Here is a 22,847-nt window from a genome sequence, read left to right on the forward strand (position 1 = left end):
ATGAACGAAAGCTCCGGCACCTGTGCGCCCGGAGAAGTTCACAATTATTTAAGGAGGACGATTCCTATGAAAATGATCTCTCGTCGTAGCTTTATGGCTGTTGCCGGTGCAGCTACTGCTGCTGTTGCTCTGACCGCCTGCGGTGGTTCCAAGAGCGGCTCCACTTCTACCGCTGCTTCCACCTCTACCGCAGCTTCTGCTTCTGCTGCTGCCGGTGATGCAGCTGCTGCTGCCAGCGATCCCAAGGTGACTCTGGTCTACGCCGAGGTCAACCCGCTGGATACCATCGTTGGCCAGACCGGTTCTCACTTCAAGGAGAAGGTCGAGGAGCTGAGCGGCGGTTCTGTGGTCGTCGATGTGCAGGCTTCCGGTGTTCTGGGCTCTGAGAACGACGTTCTGGACGCTATTCTGGGCGGCTCTACCTCCATTGATATCAGCCGTATCTCTGCTTTCGCTCTGACCAGCTACGGCTGCAACAAGTCCAAGCTGCTGTCCATCCCCTTCACCTTCAACAACCGCGCTCACTTCTGGAACTTTGCCAACAGCGATCTGGCTCCTGAGTTCCTGAACGAGCCCCAGGAGCTGGGCCTGCCCGTTCGCGGCCTGTTCTACGGCGAGGAGGGCTTCCGTCACTTCTTCACCGTCAAGCCCGTTGCTGCGATCGGCGACCTGAAGGGCATGAAGCTGCGTGTGTCCAACGACCCCGTTATGAACGGCATGGTCGAGGGTCTGGGCGCTAACCCCACCGTCGTTGCTTTCGGCGAGCTGTACAGCGCACTGCAGACCGGCGTTGTGGATGGCGCTGAGCAGCCCATCGCAAACTACAAGTCCAACGCCTTCCCCGAGGTTGCTAACAACCTGATTCTGGACGGCCACACTCTGGGCGCTGTTCAGGCTGTTATCACCGACAACGCATGGGGCAAGCTGACCGCTAACCAGCAGGCTGCTGTCATGGCTGCTGCTGCCGACACCCAGAAGTTCAACGCTGATCTGTCCGAGACCGCTGAGAACAAGGTTTTGGAAGAGCTGCGCTCCTCCGGCTGCAACGTTGTGGATGTGGACGACAAGACTCCCTGGCAGGAAGCTTGCGCTAAGGTCATCAAGGACAACACCTCTGATCAGGCTGAGCTGTACCAGAAGCTGCTGGATATGAAGGCATAAGCTGGCTTTCCATCCAATCTAAGTAGTACATTGCCCGGCGGGGGCCCACGGGAATACGCCCGCAGGCTTCGCCGGGCTTTTATATGGAGGAATTTCTATGCCGAAAATCTTTACCACTCTGGATAAGATCAGACCGGCGTACGACATTACCTACAAGGTGGTTCTGTTCATCTGCAAGATCCTGCTGATTGCAGATATCCTCATTACCACGATGTCGGTCATCGGTCGTTACGTCCCCTTTATTCCGGACCCCTCCTGGTCTGAGGAGGTCGTTCTGACCTGCATGAGCTACATGGCTGTGCTGAGCGCTGCACTGGCCATCCGCCGCGGCGCACACATCCGCATGACTGCCTTTGATATGTACCTGCCCAAGAAAGTGGTCAAGGCGCTGGACATCCTGTCCGACGTGGCTGTGATGGTCCTTGGTGTGGTGATGATGGCGGTCGGCTGGAACTACGCCACCACGCTGGGCGGCCGTGGCTTCTATGTTTCCATGCCTTGGCTGAGCCGCTTCTGGATGTACTTCCCGGTGCCGCTGGCCGGTGTTGCCATGATCATCTTCGAGATCGAGTCTCTGTATAACCATATCAAGAGCTTTTTTGTAAAGGAGGAAATGTAATATGACAGTTCAGACACTGGCAATCATTGTCCTTCTTGTCAGCTTCTTTGTTATGATCTTCCTGCGCTTCCCTATTGCATACGCCGTTGGTCTGTCCAGCGTGCTGTGCATGCTGGTGCAGGGACAGGCACTGACCGACGTCTGCCGCCTGATGGTCAAGGGTATCTCTTCCTTCAGTCTGATGGCAGTTCCGTTCTTCATCACCATGGGCGTGCTCATGGGCTCCGGCGGCATCTCTGAAAAGCTGATCGCACTGGCTGACGCCTGCGTGGGCTGGATGCGCGGCGGCATGGCCATGGTCAACATCGTGGCTTCCTACTTCTTCGGCGGCATTTCCGGTTCCGCTTCCGCCGATACCGCCTCCATCGGCTCTATCATGATCCCCATGATGGTGGATCAGGGCTACGGTGCAGACTTCTCCACCGCTGTTACCATTACCTCCTCCTGCGAGGGTCTGCTGGTTCCCCCCAGCCATAACATGGTCATCTACGCTACCACCGCCGGTGGTATCTCCGTGGGCAGCCTGTTCCTGGCCGGCTACCTGCCCGGCGCTCTGCTGGCTATCGTGCTGATGATCGGCTCCTACATCATCTCGGTCAAGCGCAACTACCCCAAGGGCGATCCCTTCAGCATCAAGGCTTTTGTCAAGCAGTTGGGCACTTCTATCTGGGCACTGGCCGCTGTTATCATCGTGGTGTTCGGCGTTGTCGGCGGTGTGTTTACCGCTACCGAGTCTGCTGCTATCGCCGTTATCTACTCTCTGCTCGTTTCCGTGTTCGTCTATAAGGGTCTGGACTGGAAGGGCGTGTGGCACGCTCTGGACGAGTGCGTCAACACCCTGTCCATCGTGCTGATCCTGATCGCTACCTCTGCAGTGTTCGGCAACTGCCTGACCATGCTGCACGTTCCCGATCTGGCAGCAACCGCCATCACCGACCTCACCGATAACCCCTACATCATTGCACTGCTCATCGACCTGATCCTGCTGGTGCTGGGCATGATCATGGATATGGCTCCCATCATCCTGATCGCTACCCCCATCCTGCTGCCCATCGCCACCTCCATCGGCATCGATCCCATCCAGTTCGGTATCATCGTGGTTCTGAACTGCGGCATCGGCCTGCTGACTCCTCCCGTTGGCTCCGTTCTGTTCATTGGCTCTGCCGTTGCAAAGCGCCCCATGGAGAAAGTGGTCAAGGCGACCCTGCCGTTCTACCTGTGTATGTTCGTTGCACTGCTGCTGCTGACCTACGTCCCCGACATCAGCCTTGCTATCCCCAAGCTGCTGGGCGGCTATGTAAGCCCCATCACAAACCCGCTGGGTCCTGTGTTCATCCACTAAGCGCAGCATAAGGGAATACCCCTTACATCTATAAGACCGGAGCCTGTCAGCCCTTTGGGCTGCGGGCCCCGGTCTTTTTTGCGTTTGCACCAAAATGCGGACAGCTTGCACGGCGGGGAACACTATGATAAAATAAAAAGCATAGAAGCTTGGAAGGGGAGAGAACACTATGGAGCAAAAACGCCTGTGTCCGTTCTGCATTGGGGAACTGCCGCCTGCGGCAACCGTCTGCCCCCATTGCGGGAAGATCTTAGAGGGCTGCAACCCGGCGGGCTGCCTGCCGGTGGGCACGGTGCTGGCTGGGCGCTATACCGTGGGCGAGATGCGCAGTCTGGACGGCGAGGGTGTGCTGTACAGCGGTGTGGAGAATCTGGGCGGTTTCCGGGTGACCATCAAGGAGTACCTGCCCGTCACCCTTTCTGCGGAGCGGGGTGCGGACTGCATCCTGCGCCCCAAGCAGGGCAGCGAAGTGCTGTTCAAGACCACCCGCATGGACTTTGCAGACCTGTACCGCGCCATCCAGCGTATTACCCCCGCCAGCGGCTTGGAGGCCGTGCTGGACGTGGTGGAAGCCAACAACACCGTGTATGCGGTGCTGGAAAACCTAGGCGGCACCCCGCTGGAGCAATGGCTGGAAAACCGTCCTGCCCCGGTGCGGGCAGAGGAGGCCTGCGCCATGCTGCGCCCGGTGTTTGAGGGCGTGGCAGCCATGCACAAGGCAGGGCTGGTGCACCGCGGCATCTGCCCGGAGAATATCCGGGTGATGGCAGATGGCCGCTGCCGTCTGGCCGGGTACGCCACTGTGGGTCTGCGCACCGCAGGCAGCGGCCTGCACGAGCAGCTGTACGAGGGCTACTCTGCGCCGGAGCAGTACACCACCGCCGATTTTGAGGGGCGCTACACCGACGAATACAGCCTTGCCGCCGTCTTTTACCGCATGGTGTGCGGGCAGGCACCCATGCCCGCTGCCCAGCGCGTGGTGTCGGACTCTAACCCCCGGGCACGCACCGTAGAGCCTGCCGTGCCAGCCTACGTTTCCGATGTATTGCAGCTGGGGCTGCGGCTCAAGGTCATGGAGCGAATCCAGACCGTGCCGCAGCTGTATCAGGCGCTTTCTTCCAAGGAATATACCGCCGAGCTGACCCGCACCATGAAGCCGGAGACCCCGATGCATCCGGTGCGGGCAGAGCAGAGCGGGCAGGGCAGGGAACATCTGCTCAGTTTGAAGGGATTGCTGGCGGGCATCCTGATCCTGCTTTCCGTTCTGATCCTGCTCACCCTGTGGGGCATCGTGAGCAGCAAGGAGGAGCAGCCTGCAACCTCGGTGCCGAGTTCGGAAGCTGCCAGCAGCGAGGAAATGAAGCCACAGAACCTTGTGCCCAATTTTGTGGGCATCGACTACGAGCAGATCAAGAATAACCGCGAGTACACCAGTATGTACCTGTTCCGGGCGGTGCTGGAGTACAGCGATACTGTGCCCTCCGGGCAGGTCATCCGGCAGGAGCCGGAGGCTGGCGAGGTGATGGAGAACGGCGAGGTGATCCAGATCGTGGTCAGTCAGGGCCCGGAAAAGGTGGAGATGCCAAAGATCATCGGTGCATCGCAGGATAAGGCCATTGAGATCCTGAGCAGCCGGGGGCTTGTGGCCAGCTGTTTCATGGTGGTGAACGATGGCTCTTACGCTACGGGCTGCGTGGTCTCTGCCAGCGAGGAAGAGGGCGCCATGGTCACGGTGGGTACGGTGATCACCATATATATCGCCGCAGACCCCAGTGTGCAGATCACCGCCACCCCGGAAGAGCCTGCCGCTACCGAGCCTACCACCCCGGAAACGCCCCCGGAGGGCAGCACAGAGCCGGAATACGATACAGATTAAAAAATAAAAGCAGAAGCGGGAGCCTTGCAACGGGCTCCCGCTTCTGCTTGTTTAGGATAGGAAAGAGAATGGCAAATTAAAGATTGGTGTAGCCCATCAGGCAGCGGTCTACCTCGGCGGCGCAATCGCGGCCCTCGCGCAGACCCCACACCACAAGGCTCTGGCCGCGGCGCATATCGCCGCAGACGAACACCTTGTCCACATTGGTCTTAAAGCTGTGGTCGGCTACATTGCCCCGGGCGGTCAACTCCACCCCAAAGGCATCGGCTGTGTAGTTTTCGCAGCCGGTAAAGCCTGCGGCGATAAACGCCAGCTGGCAGTCGTAGGTAAATTCCTTGCCGGTGGGCACCATGCTGGTGCGGCCAGTCTCGGGGTCGCGTTCCGGTTTCAGGCAGCTGATGACGGCACCGGTCAGATTGCCGGCCTCGTCCTTCAAAAACTCCTTCACGGTGGTCTGGTACACGCGCGGATCCTTGCCGAACTTTGCAATGCACTCGGTCTGGCCGTAGTCCACCTTCAGCACCCGGGGCCACTCCGGCCACGGGTTTGCAGCGGTGCGCTCGACAGGAGGCTGCGGCATCATTTCCAGTGCCATCAGGTCGGTGCAGCCCTGCCGCAGGGCAGTGCCCTGACAGTCGTTGCCTGTGTCGCCGCCGCCGATGACCAGCACGTTTTTACCGGCTGCGTTGATAGCTCTGCCGTCTGCAAAACCCGAGTCCAGCAGGCTCTTGGTCACGCTGGTCAGGTAGTCCACGGCAAAGTGCACGCCCTTGGCGTCCCGGCCGGGCACGTTCAAATCGCGGGGCTTTTTTGCGCCGCAGCACAGCACCACGGCATCAAAATCTGCCAGCAGCTGCTCGGCGGGCACGGCACCGCCCACATCCATGCCGGTGCGGAACACCACACCCTCGGCCTGCATCAGCTGGACACGGCGCTCGATGACCGCCTTGTCCAGCTTCATGTTGGGGATGCCGTACATCAGCAGACCGCCCACACGGTCGGCGCGCTCAAACACCGTAACGGCGTGGCCGCGCTTGTTCAGGTACTCGGCCACCGAAAGCCCCGCAGGGCCGCTGCCCACCACGGCAACGCTCTTGCCGGTGCGGGTCGGCGGCGGGGTGGCGGTCAGCCAGTTTTTGGCATAAGCCGTCTCGATGATGGCGTGCTCGTTTTCGCGCACGGTGACACTGCTGCCGGTCACATCCCCGCAGGTGCAGGCGGCCTCACACAAGGCGGGGCACACCCGGCTGGTAAACTCCGGGAAGCGGTTGGTGGCCATCAGGCGGTGGAGCGCAAGCTCCCACTTGCCGTGGTATACCAGATCGTTCCACTCCGGGATGAGGTTGTTCAGCGGACAGCCGGAGGCCATGCCGCCGATCATCATGCCCGCCTGACAGAAGGGCACGCCGCAGTCCATGCAGCGGGCGGCCTGCGTCTGCTGCTGCTCCCGCGAGAGCCAGATGTGGAACTCGTTAAAATTTTCAAGGCGCTCCAGCGGCGCAACGTCCGTGCTGGTCTTGCGCGCATAATCCATAAATCCTGTTGTCTTACCCATGCTGCTGCCCCTCCTTACTTATGCTTCTGCACTGCATAGAATGCTTCGATCTGTGCCTGCTCGCCGTCCAGACCACGCTCCTCTACCGAGGCGATGACCCGCAGCATCCGGTCGTAATCGTAAGGCAGCACCTTTTTGAATTTGGGCAGGAACGCACTGAAATTGTCCAGAATTTCTTTGCCGCGCGGAGAGCCGGTGGCCTCCACATGGGCGCGGATCAGCTCCTTCAGGGTGGCAACATCGTACTTATGCTCCACCGGCTCAAGGCTGACGGTCTCCTTGTTCACGCGCTGGTAGAAGTCCCAGTTCTCGTCCAGCACATAGGCAATGCCGCCGGTCATACCGGCTGCAAAGTTCTTGCCGGTCTGTCCCAGCACCACCACGGTGCCGCCGGTCATGTACTCACAGCCGTGGTCGCCCACGCCCTCCACAACGGCGGTAGCGCCGCTGTTGCGCACGCAGAAGCGCTCACCGGCCACACCGGAGATGAACGCCTTGCCGCTGGTAGCGCCGTACAGCGCCACATTGCCGGTGATGATGTTCTCCTCGGGCTTGAAGTCGATGCCCTGCGGCGGACGCACAACGATCTTGCCGCCGGAAAGACCCTTGCCCATGTAGTCGTTGCAGTCGCCCACCAGCTCCAGCGTCAGGCCGCTCGGGATAAAGGCACCAAAGCTCTGGCCGCCTGCGCCGGTGCAGTGCACGGTGTACACATCGTCCGGCAGGTCGTTGCCGTATTTGCGGGTGATCTCGCTGCCAAAGATGGCACCAAAGGCGCGGTCCACGTTGGAAACATTCAGGCTGACGCTCTGGGGAGCCTTGCTGCCCAGCTTGAACTTCTTCATCAGCACCTTCATATCCAGCGTGTTTTCCAGATGGAAGTCGTAGCTGTCCTCTTTGATAAAGTGGACGTTACTGTTTGCAATGGCGGGGTTGTGCAGGATGCAGTCCAGATCCAGCTCCGCGGCGCGGCTGCCCGGGGCGGCGGGCTTGACCCGCAGCAGGTCGGTGCGACCTACCAGCTCGTCCACGGTGCGCACGCCCAGCTTTGCCATGTACTCCCGCAGCTCCTCGGCCACAAAGGTGAGGTAGTTGATGATGTACTCCGGCTTGCCCTTGAAGTTCTTGCGCAGCTCGGGGTTCTGGGTGCAGATGCCCATGGGGCAGGTGTCCAGATTGCACACACGCATCATCACACAGCCCTCTGCCATCAGCAGGGTGGTGCCAAAGCCGAACTCCTCTGCGCCCAGCATACAGCTGATGGCCACATCCCGGCCGGACAGCAGCTTGGAGTCGCTCTCAATGCGCACGCGGGTGCGCAGACCGTTCAGGATCAGGGTCTGGTGGGTCTCGGCGATGCCCAGCTCCCAGGGCAGACCGGCGTGCTTGATGGAGGTGCGGGGTGCAGCACCGGTGCCGCCGTCATAGCCGGACACCAGAATGACCTGTGCGCCGCCCTTGGCAACACCGGCGGCAATGGTGCCGACACCCGCCTCGCTGACCAGCTTGACGTTGATGTTGGCGTTGCGGTTAGCGTTTTTCAGGTCGTAGATCAGCTCTGCCAGATCCTCGATGGAATAGATATCGTGGTGGGGCGGGGGAGAGATGAGTCCTACGCCGGTGGTGCTGTGGCGGGTCTTGGCGATCCACGGATATACCTTGGCACCGGGCAGGTTGCCGCCCTCGCCGGGCTTTGCGCCCTGTGCCAGCTTGATCTGGATCTCCTCAGCGCTTACCAGATACTTGCTGGTCACGCCAAAGCGGGCAGAAGCTACCTGTTTGATCTTGGAATTGCTCTCGCTGTGGTAACGCTCCTCGGGCTCGCCGCCCTCGCCGGTATTGCTGCGGCCGCCCAGACGGTTCAGGGCGATGGCAATGGTCTCGTGTGCTTCGCTGCTCAGTGCGCCGTAGCTCATGGCAGCGCCCTTGAACCGCTTGACGATGCTGGAGACCGGCTCTACCTCCTCCAGCGGGATGCCGCCGTCTGCGGCGTAGTTGAAGTCCAGCAGGCTGCGCAGATGCACGCCCTCGGCACCCATGTTGTCCACAGTCTGGGTGAACTGCTTAAAGGTGTCGTAATCGCCGGTGCGGCAGGCCTTCTGGAACAGGTGGATGGTCTGGGGGTTGAACAGGTGCTCTTCCTTGCCGCTGCGGAACTTGTGGGCACCGCTGTCGGACAGCTCCATGTTGATATCCAGTCCCAGCGGGTCAAAGGCAGCGTTGTGCTGCGCTTCCACATCGGCCTGAATGTCTGCCATGCTCACACCGCCCACACGGCTCACCGTGCCGGTAAAGTATTTGTCGATGACCTCTTTCGAGATGCCCACAGCCTCAAAGATCTGGCTGCTCTGGTAGCTCTGGATGGTGGAAATGCCCATCTTGGAGGCGATCTTCACGATGCCGCTGAGGATAGCGTTGTCGTAGTCCTGCACGGCGGCGTAATAGTCCTTGTCCAGCAGGCCTTCGTCGATCAGCTGCCCGATGGTCTCGTGTGCCAGATAGGGGTTGATGGCGCAGGCACCGTAGCCCAGCAGGGTGGCAAAGTGGTGCACCTCCCGGGGCTCGGCGCTCTCCAAAATCAGTGCCAGTGCGGTGCTCTTTTTGGTACGGATGAGGTACTGGGACACCGCCGAAACAGCCAGCAGGCTGGGGATGGTCACATGGTATTCATCCACATCCCGGTCGGACAGGATGATGATGTTTGCGCCCTCCTTGTAGGCGCGGTCGACCTCCAGAAATACCCGGTCGATGGCCTTTTCCAGACTGGTGTTCTTGTAGTAGTTGATGGACACCGTAGCAACCTTGAAGCCCGGCACGTTCATGTACTTGATTTTCAACAGGTCGGTGTTGGTCAGGATGGGGTTGTGCACCTTGAGCACCTTGCAGTTCTCGGGCTTATCCTCCAGCAGGTTGCCGTGGGCACCGATGTAAACGCTGGTGGAAGTGACCACCTTTTCCCGGATGGCGTCAATAGGGGGGTTCGTCACCTGTGCAAACCGCTGCTTAAAGTAGTTGAACAGCGGGGGATGCTGGCTGCTGAGCACAGCCAGCGGAGTGTCGGTACCCATGGCACCGGAAGGCTCTGCGCCCGCCCGCGCCATGGCAAGGATCATGGTGTTCACGTCCTCGTATTTGTAGCCGAATACCTTCTGCAGCCGGGTCAGCTGCTCGCCGGTGTAGCCCTCCACCTTCACGTTGGGAATCTTCAGCCCGCTCAGCTGCACCAGATTGCGGTCGATCCACTCGCCGTAGGGCTCGCGGCTGGCGTAAAGCTCCTTCAGCTTCTCATCGTCCACCACCTCGCCCTTTACGGTATCCACCAGCAGCATTTTGCCGGGGCGCAGGCGCTCCTTGACCAGAATGTTCTCCGGGTCGCATTCCAGCACGCCCACCTCAGAGGACAGGATCATGCGGCCGTCCTTGGTGATGTAGTAGCGGCTGGGACGCAGACCGTTGCGGTCCAGCACCGCGCCCATCACGTCACCATCCGAGAACAGGATGGCGGCAGGGCCGTCCCAAGGCTCCAGCATGGTGGCGTAGTACTGGTAGAAATCCCGCTTTTTCTGGCTGATGTTCTTGTTGTTCTCCCACGGCTCGGGGATGGTAATCATCACAGCCAGCGGCAGATCCATGCCGTTCATCACCATAAATTCCAGAGTGTTGTCCAGCATGGCAGAGTCCGAACCGGAGGTGTTGATGATGGGCAGGATCTTGTTCATATCGTCCTGCAGAATGGGGCTGGAAATGCTCTCCTCGCGCGCCAGCATGGCATCGGTGTTGCCCTTGATGGTGTTGATCTCGCCGTTGTGCAGGATAAAGCGGTTGGGGTGTGCACGCATCCAGCTGGGGTTGGTGTTGGTAGAAAAACGGCTGTGCACCATGCCGATGGCGGATTCATAATCCGGGTCCTGCAGATCAGCGTAGAAGCGGCGCAGGTCGTGCACGAGGAACATACCCTTATACACGATGGTACGGCTGGACAGGCTGGGCACATAAGTGCCGTTGCTGGCCTGCTCGAACACGCGGCGCACGATGTACAAGCGGCGGTCAAACTCAATGCCCTTGCTTACCTTGGCGGGCTTTTTGATGAAGCACTGCCAGATGGCGGGCATACAGTCCCGCGCCTTCTGCCCCACGGCATCGGGGTCAACGGGCACTTCGCGCCATGCCAGAAACTCCAGCCCCTCCTTGCGGGTGACCACCTCGAACAGCTTCATGGCCTGTGCCCGCAGGTGCTCGTTCTGGGGGAAGAAGAACATGCCCACGCCGTACTCCCGCTCGTTGCCCAGCCGGATGTTCAGCTCCTCGGCGACCTTGGAGAAGAACTTGTGGCTGATCTGCAGCAGGATGCCCACGCCGTCGCCGGTCTTGCCCTCGGCGTCCTTACCGGCGCGGTGCTCCAGCCGCTCCACGATGGACAGTGCATCGTCCACCGTCTGGTGGCTTTTACGTCCCTTGATGTCCACCACAGCGCCGATGCCGCAGGCATCGTGCTCGAACTGTGGGTCGTACAGACCAAGGGTGGTTTTCTGCTCTGTAAAGTTTTCCATAGTCTTTCCCATCCTTTTTACTTGTTTGCTTACCGGGGGCTGCGGCACCCTCCGCAGCTTTTTATCCCCTGCAAAAAAGAAAAAAGCGCCCCGCAAGGGCACAGGGTGCCCCTGCGGAACGCCTTTGTTCCGATACCTGATATTATACAGATTCCTGAAAAAATTTCAAGTGACAGCTGCACTAAATATGCTACACACATTGCGCCGCTTCTTGTGCGAAACGCCGCGAGCCCCCGCAGCTGTGCGCGGCATACAAGCAAAACCTCACCCGCCCAGAATGGCCTGCAGGTCGGCTTCCGGGGTGGCAATGGGCTTGAGGCCGTACCGTTCCTGCAGGGTGCGCACCACCCCCGGCGAGAGGAACGGGGGCAGGGTAGGCCCCAGCCGGATGTTCCGGATGCCCAGCGCCAGCAGCGCGATGAGGATGCACACGGCCTTCTGCTCAAACCAGCACAGCACCAGCGAGAGGGGCAGGTCGTTGACGCCGCAGCCAAAGGCGTCGGCCAGCGCCAATGCGATGCGGATGGCGCTGTAGGCGTCGTTGCACTGGCCTACGTCCAGGATGCGGGGCAGGCCGGTGCCCGGCACGGTGCCAAGGGGCAGGTCGTTCAGGCGGAACTTGCCGCAGGCCAGGGTCAGCAGGATGGTGTCGGGCGGGGTAAGGCGGGCAAACTCGGTGTAGTAGCGGCGGCTGGGCCGGGTGCCGTCGCAGCCGCCCACCAGAAAGAAGTGCCGCAGCTTACCGTCCCGCACCGCCTGCACGATCTCGTCCGCGTGCTGCAGCACGGCGGTGCGGGCAAAACCGGTGGTCACCGTGGAGCCGCCGTTCAGGCCGGGCAGCAGGGTGTCCTGCGCGTAGCCGCCCAGCTCCAGCGCCTTTTCGATCACCGGGGAAAAGTCGCGCCCTTCGTCGATGTGGGGCACGCCGGGGTAAGCCACCACCGAGGTGGTGAACACCCGGTCGGCGTAGCTGGCGCGCAGGGGCATGATGCAGTTGGTGGTGAACAGGATGGGCGCGGGGATGTCCTCGAACTCCCGCTGCTGGTTCTGCCATGCGGTGCCAAAGTTGCCCTTGAGGTGGGGGTAGCGGCGCTTCAGCTCCGGGTAGCCGTGGGCGGGCAGCATCTCCGAGTGGGTGTAGACGTTGACGCCCCGGCCTGCAGTCTGTTCCAGCAGCTGCTGTGCGTCGTAGAGGTCGTGGCCGGAAATCACGATGAACGGCCCCTTTTCAATGGTCAGGGGCACCTGCACCGGTTCCGGATCGCCAAACGCGCCGGTGTTGGCCGCGTCCAGCAGCTCCATGCAGCGGTAGCTGGCTTCTCCTGTGGCCTGCACCAGCTGCCACAGGGCGTCGGTGGTCTGGCCGGGGTCGCCCACGGCCTGCAGGGCGGTACAGAAGAACCGGTCCAGCTCCGGGTCGATGCGGCCCAGCACTCGGGCGTGGTAGTTGTAGGCGGCCATGCCCCGCAGGCTGAACAGCACAAAGCATTTCAGGCTGCGCCGGTCGGCATCCGGTTCCCGCCAGAGGGCCTGCATGTCGTAGTCCGGGCCGGTGCCGGGGCTGGCGTCGTGCACCCGGCGGGTCAGCGCGTCCACGGCGGCGGGGTCAAAGTTCACGTTGGTAATGGTGGTGAACAGCCCCTGCATCAGCAGCCGGGCCTGTTCCGGGGCCGGGCCGCGCCCCGCCGCGATGAGCTGCCCGGCAAACGCGATGAGCGCCCCGGTGAGCCGGTCCTGTGCGGCGGCTGTCTCGGCCGACTTGCCGCACACCCCCGCTGCGCCGGTGCAGGCGGTGCAGCCCGCCGCCTGCTCACACTGAAAACAAAACATCTGCTCGTCCATACAAAACTCCCTTTCTGCCATAAGATACTGCCAGTGTGGGCAGAGCGGGGCGGGGTTATACCCAAAAAGAGCCGCACCCCTGCGGGCGCGGCTCTTGGACGATGCAGTATGACTTAGTAGGTGATGCCCTGTGCCATCATGGCGGTAGCAACCTTCAGGAAGCCGGCGCAGTTTGCACCGACCATCAGGTTGCCCTCAGAACCGGCAGCCACAGAAGCGTCGTAGGAAGCGTGGAAGATGCCCTCCATGATGCCCTTCAGCTTGGCATCCACTTCCTCAAAGCTCCAGCTCAGGCGCTCGGAGTTCTGGCTCATCTCCAGACCGGAGGTGGCCACGCCGCCTGCGTTGGAAGCCTTTGCGGGTCCGTACAGAATGCCGTTGGACAGGTAGACCTCGATGGCCTCCGGGGTGCTGGGCATATTAGCGCCCTCGCAGACCACGGTGCAGCCGCCCTTTACCAGAGCCTCGGCAGACTCCTTGTTGATCTCGTTCTGGGTAGCGCAGGGCAGGGCGATGTCGCAGGGGACAGTCCACACCTTGCTGCAATCAGCCACATAGGTTACACCCTCGTGGGTCTCGGCGTACTCCTTGATACGGCCGCGGCGCACTTCCTTCAGATCCTTGACGTAAGCCAGATCGATGCCGTTGGGATCGTAGACGTAGCCGTTGGAGTCGGACATGGTCACGACCTTGGCACCCAGCTGGGTAGCCTTCTCGCAGGCGTAGATAGCCACGTTGCCGGAGCCGGAGATGACCACGGTCTTGCCCTCGAAGCTGTCGTTGCGCATACACTTCAGAGCCTCAGCGGTAAAGTAGCACAGGCCGTAGCCGGTAGCCTCGGTACGAGCCAGAGAACCGCCGAAGGTCAGGCCCTTGCCGGTGAGCATACCGCCCTGGAAGCTGTTGGTCAGGCGCTTGTACTGGCCGAACATATAACCGACCTCGCGGCCGCCGACACCGATATCACCGGCGGGGCAGTCCACGAACTGGCCGATGTGACGGTACAGCTCGGTCATAAAGCTCTGGCAGAAGCGCATCACTTCCATGTCGCTCTTGCCGTGGGGGTCAAAGTCAGAGCCGCCCTTGCCGCCGCCCATGGGCAGGGTGGTCAGGCTGTTCTTGAAGGTCTGCTCGAAGCCCAGGAACTTCAGGATGCCCTGATTGACAGAGGGATGGAAGCGCAGGCCGCCCTTGTAGGGGCCGATGGCGCTGTTGAACTGCACGCGGTAGCCGCGGTTCACCTGCACCTTACCGGCATCGTCCACCCAGGGCACACGGAAGGTGATGATGCGCTCCGGCTCCACCAGGCGCTCGATCAGACCGGCCTTCTCGTACTCGGGGTGCTTTTCCACAACGGGCTGGATGCTCTCCAGCACCTCGCGCACAGCCTGCAAAAACTCGGGCTCGTTGGCGTTGCGCTTTTCCAGACCCTCGTAAACACGCTTCAGGTATTCATTCGTCAGCATAATAGAATACTCCTTTTTCCCAATTACTCTATAAATTTGAAAAAGCGGAAATGCCTTTGCCCGCCGCACAGCGGGGTATCCTTGCAGATGCCGGGCGCTTCCGGTTCTCCATGCTTGCACGGCACGCCCGCACAAGCGGGCAATGCTTACTTTACTATTATAAAGCTTTGCGGTGGGTTTTACAATAGCAAAAAGCAGAATTTGTTTAAAAAAACAGATAAAAAGTAACAGCTGCTTCACAAAACGAAAATTAAAAGCAGGAATGGGCCGCGAACCTTGTTTTTTAAAGTGCGCTGCCGCCCCAAAGCCGTGCGGAAAAGAATGTCTTTTCCGCAGCAGCGGGCTTTGGTAAGCAAAAAGCCCTGTGTCGCAACGGGCACAGGGCAGGGTGCATTACTTCTTCAGCAGCTTTTCGCAGGCGTCTGCTGCGCCTTCCAAGAATTCGCCGCCGTAGGTCTCGATCATGCCGGCGTCGGAAAGCTCGGCCAGTTTGGGGTCGATGGGGCACTTGGCCAGCACGGGCAGGTTGTGCTTTGCGGCCACCTCGTCCACATGGCTGTTGCCAAACACATTGATGTGCTTGCCGCAGTCCGGGCAGACGATGTAGCTCATGTTCTCCACGATGCCCAGCATGGGCACCTTCATCATCTCGGCCATGTTCACAGCCTTTGCCACGATCATGCTTACCAGCTCCTGCGGGCTTGCCACCACAACGATGCCATCCACCGGCAGGCTCTGGAACACGGTCAGGGGCACATCACCGGTGCCCGGGGGCATATCCACGAACAGGAAATCCACGTCCTTCCAGACCACATCGGTCCAGAACTGCTTGACCGCGCCGGCAATGACCGGGCCGCGCCACACAACGGGATCTTCCTCATTCTCCACCAGCAGATTGATGCTCATCACATCAATGCCCATACGGCTCTGGATAGGCCAGCAGCCCTTGTCGTCCGCCATGGCACGGCCGTGAATGCCGAACAGCTTGGGGATGGACGGGCCGGTGATATCGGCATCCAGAATGCCGCAGTGGTAGCCGCGGCGGGCCATGGCACAGGCCAGCAGGGCGCTGGTCATGCTCTTGCCCACGCCGCCCTTGCCGGAAACAACGCCGATGACCTTTTTCACACTGCTATTAGGGTTGGGGGCATCGTGCTGCGGAGCGGCATCGCGGGAAGAACAGGCTGCACTGCAATTAGAGCAGTCATGGGTACATTCTTCGCTCATTCTCTTTGTCGCGCACGGCAGGGGCAGGACCCGGGCGGTGCGCTTCCTCCTTGCTCAAAATACAGGCGCGGGCTTGCGCCCTGCCTGACCACTGTTAACTATACCATAAAAAGTGCGCAGAAACAACCCATAGCGCCGCTCATGTTTTGCAAAGCCGCTGCATAGGCTGAACCGTGAACGCCCGTTCCGGGGCAGGGGGAGGTGCAGGGTGCGGCAGAATTACTTTAAAAATGCGGCGCTGCTTACCGGCTCGGACGTGGTGCTGCGGCTGGCAGGCATGGGGCTGCGCATCTGGCTGGCTAACGCCTTGGGCGGGGCGGGTATGGGGCTGTACCAGCTGGTGCTGGCGGTGTACGGGCTGTTTGTCACGCTGGCTACGGCGGGCATCTCGGTGGCGGCTACCCGGCTGCTGACCGAGGAGCTCAGCCGGGACAAGGCCGCTGCGCGCGGGATGCTGGTGCGGCTGGTGCTGGCAGGGCTTACGCTGGGCGGGCTTGCCATGGTCGCCCAGCTTGCCACCGCAGGCCTTGCGGCAAAATGGTGGCTGGGGGATGTCCGCGCCGCTGCCGCGCTGCGCACCTCGGCGCTGGGGCTGCCGTGGATGGCAATCTCGGCGGTGCTGCGCGGCTTTTTTCTGGCACGGCGGCGGGTGGAGCCGAACGTGCTCAGCCAGCTGGCAGAGCAGACGGTGCGTATTGCCGCCGTGGTGTGGGCGCTTTCCCGCACGCAGGGCTGGCCGGACGGCAGCCGCTGCGCGCTGGTGCTGGCGGCTACTGCCCTGAGCGAGGCCGTATCCACCGCCCTGATGGCATTGTTTTACCGGCGGGAGGCGGCACGCTGCTTCGGCAGCACAGCGCCGCGCCCGCCAAGGGAGGTGTCCCGGCGGCTGTGGGACATCCTTTGGCCGGTGGAGGGCGGCAGGGCGCTTTCCAGCGCGCTGCACACGGCCGAGAATATGCTGGTGCCCACCTGCCTTGCGGTATATCTGGCGGCTTCCGGCGGGCGCACCGCCGCGCTGGAGCAGTACGGTACCTTAAAAGGCATGGCGCTGCCGCTGATCAATTTCCCCTTTGGGCTGCTGGGCAGTCTGGCGGTTTTGCTGATGCCGGAGATCACACAGGCGCATATCGAGGGACAGACCGCCCGGCTGAACGCACTGCTGGACCGGATGCTGCGGCTCACGGGGTATTTCTCCGCGCTGGCGGGCACGCTGTTCTGGGTGTGGGGCAGGCCGCTGGCGCAGCTGCTCTACCATAGCCCGGAGGCCGGGTTCTATCTGGAGACCCTTGCCCCGGCCATGCCGCTGATGTACTTGGAAAGCATGGTGGACGGTGCCATGAAGGGCATCGGGGAGCAGAAAGCCGCTTTCCGGTACAGCGTATGGGACGCCGTGCTGCGCATTGGCGGGGTGGCGGTGCTGCTGCCCCGGTACGGGATGCGGGGCTTTCTGGCGGTGATCCTGCTTTCCAGCTTCTACACCTGTGCGGCCAACACCGGGTGGCTGCTGCTTTCCAGCGGCACAGGGCACGCCTTCCGGCGCTGGCTGGGTGCACCGCTGCTGGCTGCTGCCGCCGCCGGGGCGGCAGGGCGGGGCGTGCGCCGGGTGCTGGCGGGCTTTCCGACACAGGAATTGGCGGGGCAGCTGGCAGTGCTGACGGCGGGCGGTACGGTGACGGCCATCGTGTTTTTACTGGCGGCGCTGCCGCTGGGGCTTTGGGAGGAAGTGCGGGCGGTGCTGCGGCAGGCAAAGACCGGGAAAAACAGGGGAAAGTGATAAAAACGTAAATTTTCTGGACACAGGCGGGGATTGTGAGTATAATACAAACGTGTAGTTGTATCCTTCCGGCACTGCCGGGGAACACTGCCGAAAAAGCAGCGCTGGGCAAAAGCCTTTGGCGCTGAGAGGAAAAAAGAGGATCGTAAGTGAAAGATAAAACCAAGAATACCCCGCAGGTGCTGCTGCGCCGTGCGCTGCTGGTGCTGATGGATGCTGCCATTGTGGCATTCAGCTTTTATTTTGCCTTGCTGCTGCGGGCAGACGGTGCGGTAGATGCCGTGTGGTGGCCCCACAACCGCGCTCTGCTGTACGAAAATCTGCCGTGGATCGTGGCGGTGTATATCGTCTGCTTTCTGGCGGGCGGGCTGTACTCGGTGCTGTGGAAGTACGCCGGTGAGCGGGATCTGATCCGTCTTGCCGGGATGATCGCCGTGCCCACCGCTGTGGTGTATGTGGTGAACCGCCACTTTATCCACGGTGTGCTGTTCAATTCCGCCAACTGCATGGCATCCGTGCTCATCTTTTTGTTCATCGGCGGCAGCCGTCTGGCATGGCGGCTGTTTTTGAACCACCCGCTGGGCGAGCAGCTGCGCAAGGTACCCGCCAAAGACCCCAACCGCCCTGTAATGATCGTGGGCGCGGGCGAAGCCGGTGCATGGGCCATCAACGTGTGTAAATCCAACAAGGAATACGGCCACGCCGTGGTGGCGGTGGACGATGACCCCGCAAAGCTGAACCAGACCATCCACGGTGTGCCGGTGAAGGGCACGCTGGAGGATATCCCGGAGTTGTGCACACGCTACGGCATCCACAGCATCATCATTGCCATCCCCACCTTAAAGGGCAGCCGCCTGAGCCACGTCATCGACCTGTGCGTCAGCACCCACTGCGCGGTGCAGGTGCTCAGCGATCCGCAGCTGGTGGGCAGCGGTGCACCCCAGCAGGAGGTGTTCCGCGAGCTGAACCCCGCCGACTTCCTCTCCCGCGAGGAGGTCACGCTGGATACCGACAAAATTTCCGGCTACCTTACCGGCAAAACGGTGCTGGTAACGGGCGGCGGCGGCTCTATCGGCAGCGAGCTGTGCCGTCAGGTCATGCGCTTTAAGCCCGGCAAGCTGCTCATCTTTGATATCTACGAAAACTGCGCCTACGAGCTGCTGATGGAATTGCAGCAGAAGTACGGCCGCGATATCCCGGTTACGGTGCTTATCGGCTCTATCCGGGATAAAAAGCGTCTGGACGAGGTATTTGATACCTACCACCCCACGGTGGTGTTCCATGCTGCGGCGCACAAGCACGTGCCGCTGATGGAGGTAAGCCCTGCCGAAGCCGTAAAGAACAACGTGCTGGGCACCAAAAACCTGTTGGTCAGCGCCAGCGAGCACGGGGTGGAGCGCTTTGTGCAGCTTTCCACCGATAAGGCCGTGAACCCCACCAGCGTCATGGGCTGCACCAAGCGCATCTGCGAGATGCTTATCCAGACCTTTGCGGGCAACACGGACATGAAGTGTGTGGCGGTGCGGTTCGGCAACGTTCTGGGCAGCCACGGCAGCGTTATCCCGCTGTTTGAAGCCCAGATCAAAAAGGGCGGGCCGGTCACCCTGACCGACCCCAACATCGTGCGCTACTTTATGACCATCCCGGAGGCAGCCCAGCTGGTGCTGCAGGCGGGCGCATTGGCCGAGAGCGGCAATATCTATGTGCTGGACATGGGCGAGCCGGTGCGCATTATGGATCTGGCCAAGCAGCTCATCCGCTTTTACGGCTATGAGCCGGGCGTGAATATGGAGATAAAAATCGTGGGTCTGCGCCCCGGTGAAAAGCTTTACGAAGAGCTGATGATGGACGAGGAGCAGGACAAGATGCGCCGCACCCAGCACAACAAGATCTTTGTGGCAAGCCCCCGCACCATTGATCTTGCCGAGTTCTACGGGCAGCTGCAGGCGCTGGAAGCCGCTGCCGCCCACAACGATGAGGGCGTGGTGCGCCAGCTGGCGGCTATGATCCCCACCTTTACCCCCACCCGGGAGAACCTGAAACTGTAACAGCTTGAACTGCGGCACTGGGCCGCATGGGATAGACCGCAGGCCGGAAAATGCCGGGCTGCGCAAAACGAGAGGGATGTTATTATGGAAAAGAAACCGTTTCTGACCGAGGCGATGGCACAGCAGATCATCGAGGATGTGCCCACGCCGTTCCACGTCTACGACGAAAAGGGCATCCGGGAGAATGTCCGCCGCATCAACAAAGCCTTCAGCTGGAACAAGGGCTTCAAGGAGTATTTTGCGGTCAAGGCACTGCCCAACCCCGTCATCCTGCAGATCCTCAAGGAAGAGGGCTGCGGCGTGGACTGCTCTTCCCTGACCGAGCTGATGCTCAGCGAGGCCTGCGGCTTTACCGGCCACGACATCATGTTCTCCTCCAACCAGACCCCTGTGGAGGATATGAAGAAGGCTTACGAGCTGGGCGCCTACATCAATCTGGACGATGCCACCATGGTGGAGTTTCTGGAGCGGGTGGCCGGTGTGCCGCAGGAGATCTTCTGCCGCTATAACCCCGGCGGAACCTTCCAGCTGGGCGAGAGCGAAGAGGGCTTTCAGGTCATGGACAAGCCCGGCGATGCCAAGTACGGCATGACCGAGCAGCAGATGATCGACAGCTACAAAAAGCTGATGCAGAAGGGCGCAAAGCAGTTCGGCATCCATGCCTTCTTAGCCTCCAACACCATCTCGGACGCCTACTACCCGGAGCTGGCAGGCATCCTGTTCCAGCTGGCTGTCCGGGTGCAGCAGGCTACCGGTGCGCACATCAGTTACATCAACCTGTCCGGCGGTGTGGGTATCCCTTACCGCCCGGAGCAGACCGAGAACGACATCATGGCCATCGGCGAGGGTGTGCGCCAGAAGTTTGAAGAGATCCTTGTGCCTGCCGGCATGGGGGATGTAGCCATCTTCAGCGAGATGGGCCGCTTTACTACCGGCCCCTACGGCGCGCTGGTGTCCACCGTCATCCACGAAAAGCACATCTATAAGGAGTACATCGGTCTGGACGCCTGCGCCGCAAACCTGATGCGCCCCGCCATGTACGGTGCTTACCACCACATCACCGTGCTGGGCAAGGAGAACGCCCCCTGCGACCACAAGTACGACGTGGTGGGTGGTCTGTGCGAGAATAACGACAAGTTTGCCGTTGACCGGATGCTGCCCAAGATCGACATCGGGGATATCCTTTACATCCACGATACCGGTGCCCACGGCTCTGCTATGGGCTACAACTACAACGGCAAGCTGCACTGCGCCGAGGTGCTGCTGTGCGAGGACGGCTCTCACCGGCTGATCCGCCGCGCCCAGACCCCCCGCGATTACTTTGCAACGCTGGACTTTTTGCCCTTTATGAAGCCCCTGTTTGAGGACTGATTCTGATAAAAACGAGGTATGAACCATGTTTTTTGGCTTTCAGCTTACCCTTGGCCTGATGATGGCCTTTTACGGTTTTTCGGTGATCAAAAATCCCCGCGTGTGGGGCGATCAGGGGCGCAGGGCGGTCAAGGCCGAAAACTTTGAGGAATACTGCCGTCAGAACGGCCAGTTCTTTTTAAAGGCGGGCTGTGTTGTGGCGGTGATCGGTGCACTGGATGCGCTGGTCACGCTGGATGCCCTGCTGTACGCGCTGCTGTACATTTTTGGTCTGGCCTTTGCCTTCTACCCCCTTACCCGCTGGTGCAAGCAGAACGAGGGCTTCTTATGGCCGTGGCCCCACGTCCAGAGCGAGAAAAAGCGCATTAAAGAACTGCGCCGCGAACAGCAGGCACAGGAGAACGAGGAAAAAGGGGAGAAGTGATCCCCCGGATAAAGCATAGATCGCAAAAGAACAACTCCCGGTCACGCCGCTAACGTGACCGGGAGTTGTTTTAGTTTACTGCTTGTGGATGAGCGTTTACTCGGCGTCCTTCGGGTCGGTCATCAGTTCCTTGATGCTGGGCACAACGCCGCCCAGATTCTGCAGCTCAGAGGGGATGATGATCTTGGTAGCCTTGCCGTTGGCAACCTTCGCCAGCGCTTCAAGGCTGCGGATGGCCAGCACTTTGTCGCTGGGCATGGCCTCGTTCAGCAGACGGATGGCATCAGCGTTGGCCTTCTGCACAGCCAGAATGGCCTGCGCTTCGCCCTCAGCCTCCAGAATGCGCTGCTGCTTCACAGCATCGGCGCGCAGGATGGCAGATTCCTTTTCGCCCTCGGCGGCGGTAATGGCGGCCTGCTTTTCACCGTCTGCCTTCAGGATGACGGCGCGCTTCTCGCGTTCAGCCTTCATCTGCTTCTCCATGGCTTCCTGAATTTCCCGCGGCGGGATGATGTTCTTCACCTCCACGCGGTTCACCTTGATGCCCCACTTGTCGGTGGCTTCGTCAAGGATAGCGGTGATCTTGCCGTTGATGACATCGCGGCTGGTCAGGGTATGATCCAGCTCCATCTCACCAATGATGTTGCGCAGGGTGGTGGCAGAAAGGCTCTCGATGGCGGCAATGGGCTGGTTGACACCGTAGGTGTACAGCTTTGCGTCCATGACCTGAAAGAACACCACGGTGTCGATCTGCATAGTCACGTTATCGCGGGTGATCACAGGCTGAGGGGGAAAGTCTGCAACCTGCTCCTTCAGGCTTACCTTTTTGGCAATGCGCTCAATAAAGGGGATCTTGACGTGCAGGCCGGCAGTCCATGTATCGGAGTAGCTGCCCAGCCGCTCAATGACATATACCTTGGACTGCGGCACGATGACGATGTTGGAAACAATGACCAGTACCAGAACAAAAACAAGCGCAAGGATGACAAAAAACAGAACCATAGTGCATCTCCTTTGTCAGGTTGTTGTGTGGGGGTTACGGCTTTCGGTCAGAACAGGCTCTACGATGAGCAGGGTGCTGTGGATCTCGGTAACGCGGCAAAGCGCACCGGGGTCAAGGGTGTCGCCGGGGGTGGCGCAGCGGGCGTTCCAGTCCACGCCGTCCAGCCGCACCCGGCCGGGGACTTCGGCGGTGACGGGGGAAAGCACGATGGCCTCCCGTCCCAGATTGCGGTCGCCGTTGGTGGCGGTATGCTTGAGCCGCAGCTTTGCCGCCAGCGGGCGGAAGGCTGCCAGACACAGGATGCTTACCACCAGAAAGACCACCGCCTGCACCCGGAACGACCCGGTGAACACGCAGCACAGCAATGCGGCGGCAGAGCCGATGGCAAACCAGATGGAGGTCATATTAAAGGTGCTGGCCTCCAGTGCCAGAAAGCCCACGGCTGCAGCCAGCCAGAGAATAGGGGAGATCTGCATGGTATGTTACCTCCTTATGCTGCTATTATACGGCATCCCCTTGGGGGAAGGTCAAGAGTTTTTTACTGGAACGTTGCACAGAAAACAAAATATAGACAAAAATGGAAAAGAAA

At 60.6% G+C, this 22,847-nt stretch carries 15 protein-coding genes; 8 read left to right on the plus strand and 7 right to left on the minus strand.

Annotated elements, in window-relative coordinates; genetic code table 11:
* Positions 1-66: 66 nt before the first annotated feature.
* From C4N24_RS03420 to C4N24_RS03435, 4 genes are all read left to right on the plus strand, one after another.
* Positions 67-1,161 carry a TRAP transporter substrate-binding protein gene (locus tag C4N24_RS03420; protein WP_112090323.1) on the plus strand — a complete coding sequence of 365 codons (1,095 nt, stop codon included), beginning with the start codon at positions 67-69 and terminating at the stop codon, positions 1,159-1,161.
* A 97-nt stretch (positions 1,162-1,258) separates the two neighbouring features.
* Positions 1,259-1,780 (plus strand): TRAP transporter small permease, encoded by a 522-nt coding sequence (locus tag C4N24_RS03425; RefSeq protein WP_055184996.1) that lies wholly within the window; start codon positions 1,259-1,261, stop codon positions 1,778-1,780.
* Position 1,781: 1 nt separating this feature from the next.
* The gene (locus tag C4N24_RS03430; RefSeq protein WP_055184998.1) at positions 1,782-3,122 is read left to right on the plus strand and encodes a TRAP transporter large permease; all 1,341 of its coding nucleotides are present in this window, start codon (positions 1,782-1,784) and stop codon (positions 3,120-3,122) included.
* A gap of 169 nt (positions 3,123-3,291) precedes the next feature.
* Positions 3,292-4,998 carry a PASTA domain-containing protein gene (locus C4N24_RS03435; protein WP_112090324.1) on the plus strand — a complete coding sequence of 569 codons (1,707 nt, stop codon included), beginning with the start codon at positions 3,292-3,294 and terminating at the stop codon, positions 4,996-4,998.
* 76 nt (positions 4,999-5,074) lie between these two features.
* Here the strand turns inward: C4N24_RS03435 and C4N24_RS03440 are convergent, their stop codons facing one another.
* The 5 genes from C4N24_RS03440 to C4N24_RS03460 form a co-directional block, all read right to left on the minus strand.
* A complete protein-coding gene (locus tag C4N24_RS03440; RefSeq protein WP_112090325.1) occupies positions 5,075-6,553 on the minus strand; it encodes a glutamate synthase subunit beta in 1,479 nt (492 codons plus the stop codon).
* Positions 6,554-6,567: 14 nt separating this feature from the next.
* Positions 6,568-11,103 carry a glutamate synthase large subunit gene (gene gltB / locus C4N24_RS03445; RefSeq protein ID WP_181573042.1) on the minus strand — a complete coding sequence of 1,512 codons (4,536 nt, stop codon included), beginning with the start codon at positions 11,101-11,103 and terminating at the stop codon, positions 6,568-6,570.
* A 264-nt stretch (positions 11,104-11,367) separates the two neighbouring features.
* Positions 11,368-12,945, minus strand: coding sequence for a hydroxylamine reductase (gene hcp, locus C4N24_RS03450; protein ID WP_044960262.1), 1,578 nt, complete (start codon positions 12,943-12,945; stop codon positions 11,368-11,370).
* A 113-nt stretch (positions 12,946-13,058) separates the two neighbouring features.
* Complete coding sequence (gene gdhA / locus C4N24_RS03455) at positions 13,059-14,411, minus strand: NADP-specific glutamate dehydrogenase (RefSeq protein WP_112090326.1); 1,353 nt, start codon at positions 14,409-14,411, stop codon at positions 13,059-13,061.
* Between the two features lie 393 nt (positions 14,412-14,804).
* Positions 14,805-15,638 (minus strand): Mrp/NBP35 family ATP-binding protein, encoded by an 834-nt coding sequence (locus C4N24_RS03460; protein ID WP_181573043.1) that lies wholly within the window; start codon positions 15,636-15,638, stop codon positions 14,805-14,807.
* 208 nt (positions 15,639-15,846) lie between these two features.
* Between C4N24_RS03460 and C4N24_RS03465 the strand changes: the two genes are divergently transcribed.
* The 4 genes from C4N24_RS03465 (at position 15,847) to C4N24_RS03480 (ending at position 21,255) form a co-directional block, all read left to right on the plus strand.
* Positions 15,847-17,412: an oligosaccharide flippase family protein gene (locus C4N24_RS03465; RefSeq protein ID WP_112090327.1), complete on the plus strand. Its 1,566-nt coding sequence runs from the start codon at positions 15,847-15,849 to the stop codon at positions 17,410-17,412.
* 149 nt (positions 17,413-17,561) lie between these two features.
* Complete coding sequence (locus C4N24_RS03470; protein WP_112090328.1) at positions 17,562-19,460, plus strand: polysaccharide biosynthesis protein; 1,899 nt, start codon at positions 17,562-17,564, stop codon at positions 19,458-19,460.
* A gap of 84 nt (positions 19,461-19,544) precedes the next feature.
* Positions 19,545-20,831: a diaminopimelate decarboxylase gene (locus tag C4N24_RS03475; protein ID WP_112090329.1), complete on the plus strand. Its 1,287-nt coding sequence runs from the start codon at positions 19,545-19,547 to the stop codon at positions 20,829-20,831.
* 25 nt (positions 20,832-20,856) lie between these two features.
* The gene (locus tag C4N24_RS03480) at positions 20,857-21,255 is read left to right on the plus strand and encodes a hypothetical protein (protein WP_112090330.1); all 399 of its coding nucleotides are present in this window, start codon (positions 20,857-20,859) and stop codon (positions 21,253-21,255) included.
* Between the two features lie 96 nt (positions 21,256-21,351).
* Here C4N24_RS03480 and C4N24_RS03485 read toward each other — a convergent pair whose 3' ends face one another.
* On the minus strand, positions 21,352-22,257 hold the full coding sequence (locus C4N24_RS03485) for an SPFH domain-containing protein (RefSeq protein ID WP_112090331.1): 906 nt from the start codon (positions 22,255-22,257) through the stop codon (positions 21,352-21,354).
* Between the two features lie 15 nt (positions 22,258-22,272).
* Positions 22,273-22,734 carry an NfeD family protein gene (locus C4N24_RS03490; protein ID WP_097779655.1) on the minus strand — a complete coding sequence of 154 codons (462 nt, stop codon included), beginning with the start codon at positions 22,732-22,734 and terminating at the stop codon, positions 22,273-22,275.
* Between the last annotated feature and the right edge of the window lie 113 nt (positions 22,735-22,847).

Source organism: Faecalibacterium prausnitzii (assembly GCF_003287405.1).
In the GTDB taxonomy this organism is placed as follows: Bacteria; Bacillota; Clostridia; order Oscillospirales; family Ruminococcaceae; genus Faecalibacterium; species Faecalibacterium intestinale.

What these genes read in the sequence shown, in the direction of transcription:
- C4N24_RS03475 (WP_112090329.1), top strand. Translation starts at nt 19,545, where the DNA reads ATGGAAAAGAAACCGTTTCTGACCGAGGCGATGGCACAGCAGATCATC.
- C4N24_RS03430 (WP_055184998.1), top strand. Translation starts at nt 1,782, where the DNA reads ATGACAGTTCAGACACTGGCAATCATTGTCCTTCTTGTCAGCTTCTTT.
- C4N24_RS03480 (WP_112090330.1), top strand. Translation starts at nt 20,857, where the DNA reads ATGTTTTTTGGCTTTCAGCTTACCCTTGGCCTGATGATGGCCTTTTAC.
- C4N24_RS03435 (WP_112090324.1), top strand. Translation starts at nt 3,292, where the DNA reads ATGGAGCAAAAACGCCTGTGTCCGTTCTGCATTGGGGAACTGCCGCCT.
- C4N24_RS03485 (WP_112090331.1), bottom strand. Translation starts at nt 22,257, where the DNA reads ATGGTTCTGTTTTTTGTCATCCTTGCGCTTGTTTTTGTTCTGGTACTG.
- hcp (WP_044960262.1), bottom strand. Translation starts at nt 12,945, where the DNA reads ATGGACGAGCAGATGTTTTGTTTTCAGTGTGAGCAGGCGGCGGGCTGC.
- gltB (WP_181573042.1), bottom strand. Translation starts at nt 11,103, where the DNA reads ATGGAAAACTTTACAGAGCAGAAAACCACCCTTGGTCTGTACGACCCA.
- gdhA (WP_112090326.1), bottom strand. Translation starts at nt 14,411, where the DNA reads ATGCTGACGAATGAATACCTGAAGCGTGTTTACGAGGGTCTGGAAAAG.
- C4N24_RS03420 (WP_112090323.1), top strand. Translation starts at nt 67, where the DNA reads ATGAAAATGATCTCTCGTCGTAGCTTTATGGCTGTTGCCGGTGCAGCT.
- C4N24_RS03490 (WP_097779655.1), bottom strand. Translation starts at nt 22,734, where the DNA reads ATGCAGATCTCCCCTATTCTCTGGCTGGCTGCAGCCGTGGGCTTTCTG.
- C4N24_RS03425 (WP_055184996.1), top strand. Translation starts at nt 1,259, where the DNA reads ATGCCGAAAATCTTTACCACTCTGGATAAGATCAGACCGGCGTACGAC.
- C4N24_RS03460 (WP_181573043.1), bottom strand. Translation starts at nt 15,638, where the DNA reads ATGAGCGAAGAATGTACCCATGACTGCTCTAATTGCAGTGCAGCCTGT.
- C4N24_RS03440 (WP_112090325.1), bottom strand. Translation starts at nt 6,553, where the DNA reads ATGGGTAAGACAACAGGATTTATGGATTATGCGCGCAAGACCAGCACG.